Below are 15,108 nucleotides of genomic sequence, written 5' to 3' on the forward strand. Positions count from 1 at the left end.
CGCCCGGACCATGCCCCGTACGCCCCAGCAGTACCAGCAACTGAAGGAGGAGCGGAGGAGCGCGCTGCTGAAAGCCGCCCGCGAGGTCTTCGCTCGCCGGGGACTGGCGGCCACCAAGATGGCGGACCTCGCCGCCGCGGCGGGGATCAGCTACGGGCTCGTCTACCACTACTTCCCGGACAAGGAGTCCGTGTTCGCCACACTCGTAGAGGAGGCGATCCAGGACGGCATCCGGAACCTCACCGAGGAGCGGCAGGGGCCCGGCACCCCCTGGGAGCAGCTCCAGCGGTTCTGCACCCGGATGTTGGAGTACATCCGGGATGAGCCCTCGCTGCCGCTCATCCTCGTCCAGGCGCACGCCAGCGAGAGCATCCCCGCCCCGGTCGAGCAGGCCCTGGAGCGCTATACCACCCAGTTCTTCCAGCAACTGGTGGAGCTCATCGAGGCCGGACAGCGCGAGGGGCAGATCGTGAAGCTCCCCGCCGCGGAGCTCGCGCGGCTCCTGTTGTCCACCGTGCAGGGGCTCGCGCTGACGCAGGTGCTCCCCCGGCCGGGCAATGCCCCGTTCCCGGCCACCGATACCGTGCTCCGGCTCTTCAGGCCCTGACACACAGGGGCGCCCCGCCGCGCTATGGTAGGGGCTCCTGCTTCCCGGAGTCCTCCCGTGAATAGGCCCGCCCAAGCCTTCCAGCGGATCCGCTCGTTCGTCTCGTCCCAGGTCGATGTCTCGCGCTCGCTCGCGCAGGCCCTGCAGGACCGCTCCATCAACCCCTACCCGTACCTCAAGCCCTTCATCGAGAAGGCCGCCGGCGTCCGCGAGCCCCCCATCAGCCCCACGCCGCACTCGGTGGTGTACACGCGCGGCAGCATGCGCCTGTTGCGCTACGCCGCGCCCCGGCGCCGCCACCGCACGCCCATCCTCTTCGTCTACTCGCTCATCAACCGCTGGTACATCCTCGACTTCCTGCCCGGGCGCAGCCTCATCGAGTACCTCACCCGCCAGGGGTATGACGTCTACGCCATCGACTGGGGCACCGCCGGCCCGGACGAGCAGAACCTCAGCTGGAGCGAGCTGCTCGGCGGCCACCTGCGCACCGCCGTGCGCTGGACGCTGCGCGTGAGCGGCAGCGAGGACCTGACGCTCTACGGCTACTGCATGGGTGGCACCATGGCGCTGGCCTACACGGCCCTCTACCCCGAGGGCGTGCGCAACCTCGTGGTGCAGGCCACCCCCGTGGACTTCAGCAAGGGCGGCATCTACTCGCTGTGGACGCAGCAGCGGCACTTCGACGTGGACTCGCTGGTGGACGCCTACGGCAACGTGCCCACCTACGTGCTGGAGAGCGGCTTCTTCATGGCCGGCCCCGTCCAGCGCATCACCAAGTGGCTCGACGTGTGCCGGCAGATCGATGACCCGGGCTTCGTCACCACCTTCCTCGCGCTGGAGCGCTGGGGCTCCGATGCCGTGCCGTTCCCCGGTGAGGTGTACCGGCAGTACATCCGTGACTGCTACCAGCAGAACCTCTTCTGCCAGAACCGCATGGAGGTGGGGGGCGAGCGCGTGGACCTGGGCAGCATCCCCTGCCCCGTGCTCAACATCATCGCGGAGCAGGACAACATCGCTCCGCCGGCCATGAGCGAGCCGCTGCCGGACCTGGTGAAGGAGTGCGAGACGATGCGCTTCCCGGTGGGCCACATCGGCCTGTCGGCTTCCAGCAAGGCGCCGGTGAAGGTCTGGCCGCGCATCGCCGCCTGGATCGGGCAGCGCTCGCGGCCGATGGAGGGAGGAGAATGAACGAAGTGCGAGCACGGGAAGACGGAGCCCGGGTCCGGGAAGGTTCCCTCCGGCTGCGCGATGGGCGCCGGCTGGCGTACGTCGAGTCCGGGAACCTGGAGGGCCTTCCCGTCATCTTCATTCACGGCAATCCCGGCTCCCGCTACATGCGGCACCCGGACGACGAGCTCACGGCGAGCCTGGGCGTGCGGCTCATCACCCCGGACCGTCCCGGCTACGGGCTGTCCGACTTCCAGCGGGGACGCACGCTGCTGGACATGCCGTCGGACATCGAGCAGCTGGCCAACGCGCTGGGGCTGGGCCGCTTCGCCGTCATGGGCGTGTCCGCGGGAGGCCCCTACGTGGCGGCCTGCGCGTACCGCCTGGGCGAGCGGCTCACGGGAGCGGCCATCATCTCCGGCTCCGCGCCCTTCAACCGCAGCGGGGCCGTGGAAGGCGTCAACCGGGACTACCGCACCGCCTACGCCCTGGCCACCTGGCCGCACTGGCTGCTACAGCCCATCATGACCCTCCACGACAGGTCCGTGCGCCGCCGGCCGGACAGGGCCCTCGCGGCGGTGCTCGCGCACTGCTCCGCGGATGACCGCGCCGTGCTGTCGGACCCGCTCATCGGCGCGCAGGTGCAGGGCTTCCGCGTCGAGGCCACGCGCCAGGGCGTGCAGGGCATGGCGCGGGAGGCCCGGCTGCTCACCACCCCCTGGGGCTTCCCACTCGGGGACATCCGCGTGCCGGTGCACCTCTGGTACTGGGAGGGAGACTCCATCGTGCCGCAGCAGATGGGGCGCTACCTGCACGCGCGTATCCCCCACACGGTGCCCCACTTCCTGCCGGGTGGAGGGCACTTCTCCATCTATACGCATTGGAAGGACATCCTCAGGGAGCTCGTCCTCCGCTAGCGTAGGGGGCGTGAGCGACGACACTTCCCTGCCAGCGTTCCGCACCGTGCCCCGCACGGGCGTCATCTACGTCACCGCAGAGGCCATGCGCCGGGGCTACCGAGGTGGAGACCCCGAGTGGTGCAACCTCGGCCAGGGCCAGCCCGAGACGGGCGAGCTTCCCAACTCGCCCCCCCGCGTCAGCAGCGTCACGGTGGACGTGAACGACCTGGAGTACGCCCCCGTGGCCGGCCTCTGGGAGGTGCGCGAGGCCATCGCCTCCCTCTACAACCGGCTCTACCGGCGCGGCCTGCCCAGCCAGTACAGCGCGGAGAACGTCTCCCTCTCCGGCGGTGGCCGGGCCGCCCTCACCCGCGCCGCGGCCAGCCTCGGTTCCGTCAACCTCGGCCACTTCCTCCCGGACTACACCGCCTACGAGGAGCTGCTGGACGTCTTCAAGGCCTTCACCTCCATCCCCATCCTCCTGGAGGGCGAGCGCGGCTACGCCTTCACCCACGAGGATCTGCGCCGTGAAATCCAGGGCCGGGGCCTGTCCGCCCTCCTCTTCTCCAACCCCTGCAACCCCACCGGCAAGCTGGTGCAGGGCGAGGAGCTCGCGCGCTGGGTGTCCGTGGCCCGGGAGCTGGAGTGCGGCCTGCTCATCGACGAGTTCTACTCGCACTACATCTGGACGGGCCGCCCCGGCCAGCTCCCCGTGGAGAGCGCCGCCCGCTACGTGGAGGACGTCAACAAGGATACCGTCGTCCTCTTCGACGGCTTCACCAAGAACTGGCGCTACCCGGGCTGGCGCATGACGTGGACGATTGGCCCCCGCCAGGTCATCGACGCGGTGTCCAGCGCGGGCAGCTTCCTGGACGGCGGCGGCAGCCGGCCCCTGCAGCGCGCGGCCATTCCCCTCCTGGACGAGCAGGCGGTGGTGAAGGAGACGCTGGCCATCAACCACCACTTCCGCGAGAAGCGCGACCGCTTCCACTCGCGCCTGGAGCGGTTGGGCATCCGCACGGACCGCCCGCCCGATGGCACCTTCTATGTCTGGGGCAATGTCTCCGGACTGCCTCCGCCCCTCAACGATGGCATGGGCTTCTTCCGCGCCGCGCTCGACCAGAAGATCATCACCGTGCCCGGCGAGTTCTTCGACGTGAACCCGGGCAAGCGGCGCGCCCGCCCCTCGCGCTTCCGCAGCTACGTGCGCCTGTCCTTCGGCCCCTCCATGGAGGTGCTGGAGAAGGCGCTGGGCCGGCTGGAGGCGATGGTGCTGCGCTACACCGCCGGCTGACCCGCGCGTGTCCTCCCGCCCGCTGACCGGGCGGGCCTGGACCCGCATCACGTTTTTCGTCCGTCACATCTTCGCCGCCCATCACAAAAATCAGCTCGGGAACTCCAATCCTGACGAGTGGCAAGGAACGCATCCCGCGCCGGCCACTCATCAATCCCACACAATTGGAGCATTCCAAGATGAGTATGATGAGGTGGAACGAGGACGAGGCTCGGCGGCTGGTCCTCGGGCAGCTGGTGTCGCTGGTGGACGGTGTGCGGACGCTCGCCATCCGCACCCAACAGGGCAAATTCCGCAAGCACGAGCCCATCACCGTCTTCCGCCCCCAGACGCTCCAGGAGCTGATGGGCCAGGTGGAGGAGGAGCTGAAGAAGCTCGCCACCGAGCACGGCGAGCTCCGGGACTTCGCCGACGCGATGCGCGCCCTGTTGCACCGGCTCCCCGACACCAGCCCCCGCGAGATGTACGACGCGGTGATGGACGCCTCGGAGCAGTGGCTCGGCGACGTGGCGGACGAGGACACCGATGGCCTGCGCTCCGACTCGCAGCACCCCACGCAGCTCGAGGAGGTGTCGCTCCTCATCGACGACCTGCGCCGCGAGCGCCGCAAGCCCACCCGGCGCGAGAAGCTGGCCATCCACATGGCGCACGAGGAGCTCGCCAATGGCTCCCGGTTGCAGCTGCCCTACAAGCCCCTGCCCATCCCCGGCTTCGGCGACACGCAGACGTACATGTCCGTGACCGACCCGGGCGAGGGCCACATCGCGGGCACCACCACGCGCGAGGAGTGGATGCGCGGCGTGCTCGTGCACGTGGAGCACCTGGAGCGCGGACACCAGGACCGCGAGTCGGTGGAGTCCTACCGGATTCCCCGCATCCTCAACGTGGCCAAGGTGCGGCTGCACGTGGCCGGCCGCGCGCCCGTCACCAGCTTCATCGGGCGGCCCATGTTCGACAGCGGCAAGTTCCACCTGGACCTGTGGAAGACGGTGCAGACCATGGCCGGCACCTGCACCGCCATGTTCCAGCTGGGCGTGGCCGAGTGCAAGGTGGCCATGGAGCGCATGACGGCCTCGCAGATCATCGAGTTCATGCGCGGCCTGCGCGGCAACATCCTGCGTGACGCGCGCACCCAGCTGCTGTCCGCGGCCTTCAACCTCAACTCGCCCATCCTGGATGACCGCGACGGTGGCACGCGGCTCGTCACCGGCCGGCGGGAGATCGGCCTGCTGGGCATCGAGCTCGTCAAGGCAGGGGGCTTCGACAAGGTCACCTGGGACGGCTCGACGGACACGTACCCCAGCGTCCCGGTGATGGAGCAGCTCACCCATGCCGAGGCGCTGGAGCTGGTGCACCGGGCACACGAGCGCGGGCTGCGCACCTACTTCTCCGCCGGCTTCCGCTTCCCCCACATCCCGCTGGCCGTCTACACCGGCGTGGACGGGGTGGGCATCGGCGGCGCGCAGATCCTCCGGTACATGGACTCGAGGACCGGCTACCACGGCCCCTTCCAACCGGAGAACATCTCGCGCATCCTCGCCATCCGCGACGAGGCCGCCCGCAGCCCCCTGGGCCGCGCCGCCGCCCAGCTCGCCCGGCTCGACTGGCTGTCCTCCCAGCGCCGCCTGGATGACCGCCAGGAGCAGTTCCGCATCGAGCTCTACGAGGCCCTGTCCCGCCAGCAGGTGGACGGCCTCCTGGAAGACACCGACGCCCGGTCCGCCGCCTGAGACGCCCCACTCCCCCTTGAAGAACCGCAGTGCCCGCCGGGCGCGAGCCCGAGCAACTGGTCCGATGATCGGACCAGTTCGCGCGAAGCGCGCCCGGCGGGCGCATCCCCCTTTCAAGAGCACCCGAGGAGGGCGCTCATCTCCCTGGAGAGACACCCGATGCAGACCGCCGCCGTGACCCTGGAGGAGCCGCGATATACGGAAGCCATCGCTACCGTCCGGGCCGAACCGTGCACCTTCGTGCTCTTCGGCGCGTCCGGAGACCTGGCCCGGCGCAAGCTCCTGCCCGCGCTCTATCACCTCGCCCTGGAGGGGCACCTGCCCCCGGAATCCGCCATCATCGGCGCGGCGCTCCCAGTAATGAGCACCGAGCAGTTCCGCGCCAGCATGCGCGAGGCCATCGAGTGCGCTCCCGGGGCCCGCCCGGTGGACGAGGCCGCCTGGCGCACCTTCTCGCGCAGGCTCCACTACCTGTCCATGGATCTCTCCAGCGCCGAGGACTACCGGCGCCTGGGGCACATGCTCGAGCGCGTGGACCGCGAGCATGGCACGCACGGCAACCGCGTCTTCTACCTGTCGCTCGCGCCCACGCTCCACGCGCAGACGGTGCACCACCTGGGCGAGACCGGGCTCACGCACGGCCGGGGCTGGGCGCGGCTCGTGGTGGAGAAGCCCTTCGGAACGGACCTGGAGACGGCCCGGTCCCTCAACCGGCACATCCACCGCTACCTCGACGAGTCGCGCGTGTACCGGATGGACCACTACCTGGGGAAGGAGATGGTCCAGAACCTGCTCGTGCTGCGCTTCGCCAACCGCATCTTCGAGCCGCTGTGGGACCGCGGGCACATCGACCACGTGCAGATAACGAACGCCGAGACGGTGGGCGTGGAAGGGCGTGGCGGCTACTACGAGAAGGCGGGCGTGGTGCGTGACATGCTTCAGAACCACCTGCTCCAGGTGCTCGCGCTCGTGGCCATGGAGCCCCCTTCGAGCCTTTCGCCGGAGGCGGTGCACGACGCGAAGATGGAGGTGATGGCGGCGGCGCGTGCCTTCTCGCCCGAGCGCATCCGCACCGAGTGCGTGCGCGGCCAGTACGGCCCGGGGCTCCTCGGTGGACAGCTCGTGCCCGGCTACCGGCAGGAGCCGGGCGTCGCCCCCGACTCGCGCACCGAGACCTTCGCGATGCTGACGATGCGCTTCGACAACCCACGCTGGGCCGGCGTGCCCTTCTACGTGCGCTCCGGGAAGCGGCTGTCCCAGCGGCTCACCGAGGTGGTGGTCCAGTTCAAGGAGGGGCCGCTGGGCCGGGGCTCTCCCAACCAGCTCCACCTCCGCATCCAGCCCGACGAGGGCATCGCCCTGCGCTTCGCCACGAAGGCACCGGGACGGGCTGCGCACCCCCATGAAGTGGCCCTGGACTTCCGCTATGGGAACACCTTTGGCACCCGGCTCGCCGAGGCCTACGAGCGCCTGCTGCTGGACTGCATGCTCGGCGTCTCCACGCACTACGTGCGCAACGACCTGGTCGAGCGCGGCTGGGAGCTCATGATGCCCCTGCTGGAGGCCTGGGGCTCCAAGCGCGACGAGGTGCCCCTGCACACCTACGCCGCGGGAACGTGGGGCCCCACCGCCGCGAGCGGCCTGTTGGAGGCCAACGGCCGGCGCTGGAGCGGATGCTGAGCCCCTCAGCGCTTTCGAGGGCGTGCGAGAGCCAGGCGATGCACGGCCTCGCGCAGCTCCTGGGGAGCCAGCGAGGCGAAGCCCAACCGGAAGGCGGAGGGGCCCCGCCCCTCGAGCGCGAAGGAGCGGCCCGGAGTGACGTGCACGCCGTGGGAGGCCGCGCGCGCCGCCCAGTCCGCCGTGTCGAGCGTCTCGTCCACCCGAGCCCAGAGCGCGAGTCCCCCAGCGGGAATCTCGAAGTCCACGGAGCCGCCGAGCTCGCCGCGCAGCGCCTCCACGAGCGCGTCCCGGCGGACGAGGTACTCCCGGCGGGCCTTGCGCGCGTGACGCTGAAGCTCGCCCTCCTGTAGCAACTCCGACAGGGCCCGCTCCAACGGCGCATCGCCCTGGCGATCCACCACCGTTCGCAGGGCCGCCAGGGCGCTCACCAGCGGCGCCGGGGCCACCACGTAGCCGAGCCTCAATCCCGGAGCGACCAGCTTGGAGAGCGAGCCCACGTAGACGATGCATCCGGCGCGGTCCGAGCTCGCCAGGGGCAGCACGGGCCTGCCCTCGTAGTGGAACTCGTGGTCGTAGTCGTCTTCCACCACCGCCACGCGGGCCTCGGCGGCCAGGCGCAACAGCTCCATCCTCCGGGCTGCGGTGAGGGTGACGGTGGTGGGGTACTGGTGGTGCGGCGTCACATAGACGGCACGCACCGGCCGCTTCGCCATCAACGCCTGGAGCGCGTCCACCTTCACCCCCTGGGCATCCACCGGCAGGCCCACGAGCCGGGCTCCCGCCAGGCGCAGCGCGTCCCAGGCCGGCCGGTACCCAAGCCCCTCGACGGCCACCACATCCCCCGGGCGGATGAGCGCACGCGCCACGAGGAAGAGGGCCATCTGGCTGCCCCGCGTGACGAGCACGTCGTCCGCTCCGGCGGCGAGCCCCCGCGTGCGGCTGAGCATCCCGGCGAGGGCCTCGCGCAGACCGGGCTCTCCGCGCGCATCTCCCACGCCCAGCGTCGTCCGGGCCCGGCTGGTCAGCACCCGCCGGAAGGCACGCGCCAGCGCCACCGAGGGAGCCAGCCGCACGTCGGGAGCACCATCGTTGAACTCCAGCGTCCCCCTGGGTGGCGGAGCCCCCCGCTCGGGAGCCACCTCCTCTTGAGGAAAGGAAAAGCCCGGCCGCGAGGGCATCCGCTGACGGGGCGTGCCACCAAACCCCTTCGGTGCCGCCACCGGGAGCGCCGTGGAGACGAAGGTGCCGCGAGACGGCTCGGCGGAGGCCCACCCCTGGTGGATGAGCTCGCGATAGGCCGCGTCCACCGTGTTGCGGTGCACCCCGAGCGACTGGGACAGCGCCCGCGTCCCAGGGAGCGCATCGCCCGGGGACAACCTCCCCCGCTCGATGTCACGGACGACGGCGCGCGCCACCTGGACGAAGAGCGGCACGGACGAGGATGGATCGACCTCCAGGGTCAGCTTCCAGGTACGCAGCACCGGCCCAGTGTACTTCGCCAAACCGGCTCTTTCGAGGGTGCCGGCCGCTCTCTACCTTTCGCCTCGCTCGACGCGCGGAAGGAACCGCGCCAGCCACACGAGGAGGCCATTCCATGAGCCAGAGCAGCCATGCCCAGGTCACGAAGTACCACTCCGCGGATTTCGACAAGACACCACCCCGCCCGCGCGTGGTGATGCCCGACAAGCTCTTCCACCCGGCCGTGGAGGGCGCCGGCCAGAACGAGGGCTACTCGAAGGAGCGCAAGCACCCCGTCTTCTTCGTGGACCTGCCCTCGCACGCCATCAGCATGACGATCGGCTGGCTGGAGCCGGGCCAGTCCTCCAACCGGCACCGCCACACCTACGAGACCGTCCTCTACGTCCTCGAGGGCGAGGGGTACTCGGACATCCACGGCAAGCGCATCCCCTGGAAGGAGGGCGACGCGCTCTACATCCCGGTGTGGGCCTGGCACAACCACGTCAACACCCACCCCACGAAGCGCGCGCGCTACCTCGCCTGCGAGAACGCCCCCATGCTGCAGAACATGGGAGGCATCGCCCTGCGCGAGGAGGTGCCCGAGAAGGGCCACACGCTCGCCCACGCCGACGGGGAGGAGGCCTGACATGAGGCGCAACGTCCCGCTTCACGGCATCATCGGCTACACCATCACCCCCTTCCGGAGCGACGGGAAGGTGGACCTCGACACGCTGCGCACGCTCACCACGCGCATGGTGGCCTCGGGCGTCCACGCCATCGCGCCGCTCGGGAGCACGGGCAGCCTGCCCTATCTGGATGACGAGGAGCGCGAGGCCGTCGCCGCGACGACGGTGAAGGCCGTCGCGGGCCGCGTCCCGGTGATGGTCGGCGTCTCGAGCCTCACCACCGAGCGGACCGTCCACCACGCCCGCTTCGCCGAGCGCGTGGGCGCGGACGCCGTGATGATCATCCCGATGAGCTACTGGAAGCTCACCGAGGAGGAGATCTTCCGGCACTTCGACACGGTGGCGCGGGCCACGTCCCTGCCCATCATGGCCTACAACAACCCGGCCACGGGTGGGCTGGACATGACGCCGGAGTTCCTCGGGCGGCTGCTCGAGATTCCCAACGTCACCATGGTGAAGGAGAGCACGGGGGACATCGGGCGGATGCACCGCCTGCGCCAGGTGGCCGGTGAGGAGGTGGCCTTCTACAACGGCTCCAACCCGCTCGCCCTGGCGGCCTTCGCCGCGGGAGCGCGGGGCTGGTGCACCGCCGCGCCCCACCTCATCCCCGGGCTCACCCTGGAGCTGTACCGGGCGGTGGTGGAGAAGGCCGACCTCGCGGAGGCACGGCGGGTGTTCCAGAAGCAGCTCCCGCTCCTCCAGTTCATCGTGAAGGGAGGTCTGCCTCGCACGGTGGCGGCGGGGCTGGAGCTGCTCGGGACCGAGGTGGGGCCCCTTCGCGCGCCCCTGCTTCCGCTCCCCAAGCAGGAGGTGGAAGCCCTGCGGCGCATCCTCACGGCCCTCGAGGCGTGAGGAACGCGCGCCTCACAGCCACAGCCGCCAGAGCAGACCGAGACGGGTGGTGTAGCCGACGACCGCCCGCTCGACGCGGCCCTCGGAGGAGAGGAAGAAGGTGGTGGGGAACTGGTCGACCTGGAAGGCCCGCATGCTCTCCGGACCCCCCAGGTACACCGGATAGTCCACACCCTGCTCCCGCATGAACCGGCGTACGTCTTCCTCGTCCTCGTAGGCCACCGCCACGGAGACGACGTGCGCCGAATCTCCCGCGGTGCGCCGGAGCGCCGAGACGTTCGAGGACTCGACCTTGCACACGCCACACCAGGGCGCCCAGAAGGTGAGCACCACCGGCTTGCCGCGCAGCTCGGACAGCCGCACCTGCTCACCAGAGAGGGTCCGCAAGGCGAGCTCCGGCGCGGCGGTTCCCGCCTTCGGCAGGCGCCGCGTCTGCCAGGCCGCCACCGCCACCATGACGAGCACCACCAACGTCAGGTCCACGGTCCAGCGCACCCACCAGCGGGTGCGTACTCGATTCCAGGATTCCCTCAGGCCCACCCGTGTCCGTCCTCGGTTCCGGTTGCGACGGAAGCACTCCGTCCTCCGGACAGTCTACGCCGGGAAAGGGGCCAACGGGCCCACCACGGACCCCTCCCCCACCAGCCGGCCAGACAGCCGGGTGAGCAGATAGGCTCTTCCATCCGCACCCTCCTCGGAAAAGAGGACCGGATTGCGATACCCGAAGCGCCTTCTTCATCCCAAATACCTGTGGGACCTCTTCGTGACCTCCGACCCGGATCTGGGCCGGTTGCGGATGGGGCTGCGCTCCGTACTGGGCGCCGGCCTGTCCGCCCTCATCATCTCCCAGCTGGCCAGCCTGCTGGGCGAGCCGCCCACCGTCACCATGGTGGGAATCATGATGGGGATGATGGGGTCCCAGCTCGCGACGGACCCATCCCCTCGCGAGCAGCGCCGCACCACCCTCCTCATGGCACTGCCGGCCATCGCGGCGATCCTCCTGGGGACACTCACCTCGCACATCCCCCTGCTCGGCGCGGCGGCCTTCGCGGTGACGATCTTCATCGCCACCTTCGTGCGGCGGTTCGGGCCCCGGGGGCTCGCGCTCGGGATGATCGGCTTCTTCGCCTTCTTCAACGCGCTCTACTTCCACGCGCAGGCGGCGCAGGTGCCGGCCCTCGTTGGCGCCATCGTGGTCGCGATCTGCATCGCCTACGCGGTCCGGTTCGTGCTCATCCGTGACCGCCCCAGGCTCGACCTCCACCGCTTCGTCCGCTCGTTCCGCAAGACGGTCGGCATCGTGCTCTGGGAGCTCACGGACGTCCCCGCCCACCCGCGATTGACCCGTTCCCTCATGCGCCGGTTCCGCCGAGAAGCCGATCGCCTGAACGACGCGGCGCTCGCGGTGGAGGATCTGCTCGCCCGCTGCCAGCCCGCCCTCCGGCTGCGGATCTTCGATCTGGAGCTCGCGACCGACCGGGTGATCGCCGCGGTCCGCCAGATCGTGGAATCGGGCGCGCTGGCGCGGGAAGCGCGCAAGGAGGTCCGAGCGGCCCTCGTCGCCGCGCACACCGCCGTGCGGAATGGAGACCCGGCCGCGCGGCGCTTGATGGAGGAGCACCTCGAGCACCTGCGTGCGTTCGTGCCGGGCGCGGCCGACCCCGAGCAGGCCCTGGCGGATGCCCGGCGCTTCGGCACCTCCATCACGGACCTGGTGGAGGCCGCGGCCAATCTCCCGGACGAAATCCCCCGGCTCGCACCGGGACAGACCGCCGCCCCGAATGCCCCCATCCCGAAGGCGGGCACGGGCCCGGCAACGGCGCCTCCGGAGAATGGCTTCCATCCCTCGACGCGCCAGGCGATCCAGGCCACCGTGGCGAGCGTGCTCGCAATGGTGGTGGGCCATGCGGTGTCCCCCGAGCGCTGGTACTGGGCGGTCATCACCGCGTTCGTCATCTTCACCCGGACGAGGACGCTCGGAGAGACCCTGCTCCGAGGCTGGTCCCGGGTGCTCGGGACCTTCCTGGGGGTCATCGGTGGGGTGCTGCTCGCGGGGCTCGTCAGCGGACACCGCGTCGTCGAGCTCGTGAGCGTCTTCGTCTGCGTCTTCTTCGGCTTCTATCTGATCCGCATCTCGTACGGGTGGATGGTCTTCTGGTTCACCATGATGCTGTCGATCCTCTACAGCCTGCTCGGCCGTTTCACGCCCGACCTCCTCTACCTGCGCATCGAGGAGACGGTGATCGGCGCGGGCCTCGGGATGCTCATCGCCACCTTCCTCTTCCCGGAGCGGACGACGGTGTACATCCACGCAACCGCGAAGCAGGTCCTGTCCGCGGTCAGCGACTACCTCGAGGAGGCCGTGGTGAACCGCTCGACGGACTCCGACCCGGCCCGGTTGATCGACTCGGCGCGGACCCTCGATGCGCGCCTGCGCGATCTACGCACGGCGGCACGTCCCCTCACCGGGCCCTTCGTCCGGTTCGCGCCAGGGACGGCGCGCAGGGTCCATTCGGTGTCCGAGCTCGCCGTCTTCGTCCGGCACCTCGCGATGGGCAAGGGCGTCCTGCAGGTGCACGAGGAAGTGCGCGGATTGATCCGCGAGGCGGGGGCCAGGCTCGCGGGCAATGCGCGTGCGCTCGCACAGTCACTGGGCGAGGATGAACAGCCCGCGTTGGAGTCCGCGGCCGGGCTGCTCGCGAAGGCCCGGAGCTCGCTCGTGGGAGAGGAGACACTCCGGAAAGGTCCGGCGAGCCCGCCCGTCCTGCTGCACTGGCTGGCGCGCGTGGATGACACCCTCAACGTCCTGGCCAAGACCGTGGGCCCCCTCCCCAGGGGCCCCGTGCCACAGCGGGCATAGAACGTCAGAGTGACTTCAGGTACTCGAGCAGGTCGCGCTTCTCCTCGTCGGACAGGGAGGTTCCATACTCGTGCCCCGCGTTGCCGTTGCCGGGCATCGACACGTCGAAGACGAAGCGCGGCGTGCCGGAGACCTCGGTGACGTAGCCGACCCGCTCCGGGTCGTACTCCTGCTGGCCGACGGGGAAGCGCGCCGGACGCGCCGAGGCTGGCTGGAGCAGGTGCCACAGCGTGGGCACGGAGCCGTTGTGCAGGTACGGCGGAGTCGCCCAGACGCCACCCAGTGGCCGGGCCACGTACCCCTCGGGAGCGCGCCAGTAGATGAGGCCAGGGTCCAACGGTTGGATCTCCTCGGCCTTCATCCCCTCGCGCGCATACGCCCGTTGCTTCACCCGCGCGAGCAGGTCCTGCAGCGCGGAGGGGAACGGCAGACCCTCCACCTCCGCCCCGAAGCTCCGGGCCCGGTTCCCATCGGTGCGCACCTCGGTGAGGGGCACCACGCTCCCCGTGGGGCCATGGCAGCTCTGGCACTCGCGCGCGAAGAGCTGGCCGCCGCGCTCGATGCGCGCCGGGTCCAACCTCCCGAAGACGTCCCCAGGCCACCGGGGCGATTCAATCTTGCGCGAGAGCCGCTCCAGCTCCGCCAGGTTGCGCGGAAGCACGGAGGACGCGAAGGTCTTCGGATCGACCGTCGCGCCCATGCCGAGCGCCTGGCCGATGTTGCGCTCCATCATCGCGTTGGTGTTCCCGTCCCAGTGCAGCCACGGCTGCGTCTGGAACTCCCAGAGGCAGGGGAAGCTCACCGGGGACACGAGCACCCCCGCCGCCCTGGGCCCGAAGAGCACGCCGCGCGCCACCCCGAAGGCGTCGACCCGGCCAGGGCCCGCGTAGGTGCCGAACTTCAGCTTGCCCAGGCGCATGAAGTACAGCAGGTGCCCCCGCAGCAGACGGATGGCATCCGGAACGGTGCGAACCTGCTTCTGGCTCAGCTCATGGACGTACTGCGTGAGCTGTTCATCGAACTCCCGCACACGCTCCGGCTCCGGCCCGAGCGTCGGAGGCGCACAGGGCGACGGCGTCTGGGAACCGCAGTACCACTCCACCTGGGCCACGAGCTTCTCCTGGGCGCTCGAGTCCCCATCCGGCGTCAGGTCCGTGTCGGGATAGGCCGCCTGCAACCGCGCGGCGTCCACCGGTCCGCCTCGCTTCTGCCCGGGCAGGTGCAGGGCCAGCCGCTGGAGGAAATCCAGGAGCCGCGTCCGCTCCGCGAGCGTCCTGGACATGACCTCCACTGCTTCCCGGTTGAAGTCCTCCATGCTGAGGAGGCCCGGCGCACCATCCACCCTCACCCGGGCCCCCCGGTAATGGAACTCGCCCACGTGGCAGGCGGCACAGTTGACGCCCACGCGCGCCGCGGGCTGACGCTCGCTGGCCGGGACGAGCGCCATTCCCACCGGCAATCCCTCGGGGTTGTCGGGGTCCGCCAGCAGACCGAAGCGCTCGGGCTCATCCAGGAAGGACTGGAACCCGTTCACCCTCCCCTCCAGGGTGCCGCGGTTCGGAAGCGCGCGGAGGACCGCGAGCCAGAGCAGCTCGTTGCCCTGGGGCAGGTGGTAGAACTCCTGGCGCTCGCGCCGCGACAGCCCGCCCTCTCCGCTGCCGCCCGTTCCCGTACCGGGCCCGGGTGACGGAGGTGCGCGTGGCGCCGAGGCACAGCTCCCCATCACTCCCGCGAGGACCAGCCAGACGAGCACCCCCCGGACCTTCTTGCCGTCCATACCGCCACCTCCGCGTCTCCGCCGAGTGAGAAACAGGCCCGCCCTACTTGGGAAGTCCCTCGACGCGGTTCAAGTGAGAAAGGGGCCACCCAGACCCG

12 protein-coding genes are annotated in these 15,108 nt (G+C 70.2%); 9 read left to right on the forward strand and 3 right to left on the reverse strand.

Annotated elements, in window-relative coordinates; translation table 11 throughout:
- Nucleotides 1–10 precede the first annotated feature (10 nt).
- The 6 genes from NR810_RS19790 to zwf all read left to right on the forward strand — a co-directional run bounded on the left by NR810_RS19790 (nucleotide 11) and on the right by zwf (nucleotide 7,377).
- Complete coding sequence (locus NR810_RS19790) at nucleotides 11–607, forward strand: TetR/AcrR family transcriptional regulator (protein WP_257454533.1); 597 nt, start codon at nucleotides 11–13, stop codon at nucleotides 605–607.
- Between the two features lie 57 nt (nucleotides 608–664).
- Nucleotides 665–1,795, forward strand: a complete 1,131-nt coding sequence (locus tag NR810_RS19795) for an alpha/beta fold hydrolase (RefSeq protein WP_257454535.1) — start codon at nucleotides 665–667, stop codon at nucleotides 1,793–1,795.
- Complete coding sequence (locus NR810_RS19800; protein ID WP_257454537.1) at nucleotides 1,792–2,691, forward strand: alpha/beta fold hydrolase; 900 nt, start codon at nucleotides 1,792–1,794, stop codon at nucleotides 2,689–2,691. Before NR810_RS19795 ends, NR810_RS19800 begins: the two co-directional genes overlap by 4 nt.
- Nucleotides 2,692–2,701: 10 nt before the next feature.
- Nucleotides 2,702–3,967, forward strand: a complete 1,266-nt coding sequence (locus NR810_RS19805; RefSeq protein WP_257454539.1) for a pyridoxal phosphate-dependent aminotransferase — start codon at nucleotides 2,702–2,704, stop codon at nucleotides 3,965–3,967.
- A 179-nt stretch (nucleotides 3,968–4,146) separates the two neighbouring features.
- A complete protein-coding gene (locus NR810_RS19810; RefSeq protein WP_257454542.1) occupies nucleotides 4,147–5,697 on the forward strand; it encodes a hypothetical protein in 1,551 nt (516 codons plus the stop codon).
- A gap of 159 nt (nucleotides 5,698–5,856) precedes the next feature.
- Nucleotides 5,857–7,377 carry a glucose-6-phosphate dehydrogenase gene (gene zwf, locus NR810_RS19815; protein ID WP_257454545.1) on the forward strand — a complete coding sequence of 507 codons (1,521 nt, stop codon included), beginning with the start codon at nucleotides 5,857–5,859 and terminating at the stop codon, nucleotides 7,375–7,377.
- Nucleotides 7,378–7,382: 5 nt separating this feature from the next.
- Here the strand turns inward: zwf and pdxR are convergent, their stop codons facing one another.
- Nucleotides 7,383–8,879, reverse strand: coding sequence for a MocR-like pyridoxine biosynthesis transcription factor PdxR (gene pdxR / locus NR810_RS19820; RefSeq protein ID WP_257454548.1), 1,497 nt, complete (start codon nucleotides 8,877–8,879; stop codon nucleotides 7,383–7,385).
- A gap of 92 nt (nucleotides 8,880–8,971) precedes the next feature.
- On the opposite strand from pdxR, the gene NR810_RS19825 reads away from it, so the two are divergent.
- Entirely contained in the window at nucleotides 8,972–9,481 is a 510-nt protein-coding gene (locus NR810_RS19825) for a cupin domain-containing protein (RefSeq protein WP_257454551.1), read from the forward strand.
- A gap of 1 nt (nucleotide 9,482) precedes the next feature.
- Complete coding sequence (locus NR810_RS19830; protein ID WP_257454554.1) at nucleotides 9,483–10,373, forward strand: dihydrodipicolinate synthase family protein; 891 nt, start codon at nucleotides 9,483–9,485, stop codon at nucleotides 10,371–10,373.
- A gap of 12 nt (nucleotides 10,374–10,385) precedes the next feature.
- On the opposite strand, the gene NR810_RS19835 is transcribed toward NR810_RS19830, so the two are convergent.
- On the reverse strand, nucleotides 10,386–10,856 hold the full coding sequence (locus NR810_RS19835) for a TlpA family protein disulfide reductase (RefSeq protein WP_257454557.1): 471 nt from the start codon (nucleotides 10,854–10,856) through the stop codon (nucleotides 10,386–10,388).
- A gap of 229 nt (nucleotides 10,857–11,085) precedes the next feature.
- On the opposite strand from NR810_RS19835, the gene NR810_RS19840 reads away from it, so the two are divergent.
- Nucleotides 11,086–13,233 (forward strand): FUSC family protein, encoded by a 2,148-nt coding sequence (locus NR810_RS19840; protein ID WP_257454559.1) that lies wholly within the window; start codon nucleotides 11,086–11,088, stop codon nucleotides 13,231–13,233.
- Between the two features lie 4 nt (nucleotides 13,234–13,237).
- Here the strand turns inward: NR810_RS19840 and NR810_RS19845 are convergent, their stop codons facing one another.
- Entirely contained in the window at nucleotides 13,238–15,010 is a 1,773-nt protein-coding gene (locus NR810_RS19845; protein ID WP_257454561.1) for a di-heme-cytochrome C peroxidase, read from the reverse strand.
- Nucleotides 15,011–15,108 lie beyond the last annotated feature (98 nt).

This window comes from Archangium lipolyticum (genome assembly GCF_024623785.1).
GTDB classification, from domain to species: domain Bacteria; phylum Myxococcota; class Myxococcia; order Myxococcales; family Myxococcaceae; genus Archangium; species Archangium lipolyticum.

Bases quoted from the DNA above. Each gene is read 5' to 3' on its own strand.
- NR810_RS19790 (WP_257454533.1), top strand. From the start codon at position 11: ATGCCCCGTACGCCCCAGCAGTACCAGCAACTGAAGGAGGAGCGGAGG.
- NR810_RS19830 (WP_257454554.1), top strand. From the start codon at position 9,483: ATGAGGCGCAACGTCCCGCTTCACGGCATCATCGGCTACACCATCACC.
- NR810_RS19810 (WP_257454542.1), top strand. From the start codon at position 4,147: ATGAGTATGATGAGGTGGAACGAGGACGAGGCTCGGCGGCTGGTCCTC.
- zwf (WP_257454545.1), top strand. From the start codon at position 5,857: ATGCAGACCGCCGCCGTGACCCTGGAGGAGCCGCGATATACGGAAGCC.
- NR810_RS19845 (WP_257454561.1), bottom strand. From the start codon at position 15,010: ATGGACGGCAAGAAGGTCCGGGGGGTGCTCGTCTGGCTGGTCCTCGCG.
- NR810_RS19800 (WP_257454537.1), top strand. From the start codon at position 1,792: ATGAACGAAGTGCGAGCACGGGAAGACGGAGCCCGGGTCCGGGAAGGT.
- NR810_RS19825 (WP_257454551.1), top strand. From the start codon at position 8,972: ATGAGCCAGAGCAGCCATGCCCAGGTCACGAAGTACCACTCCGCGGAT.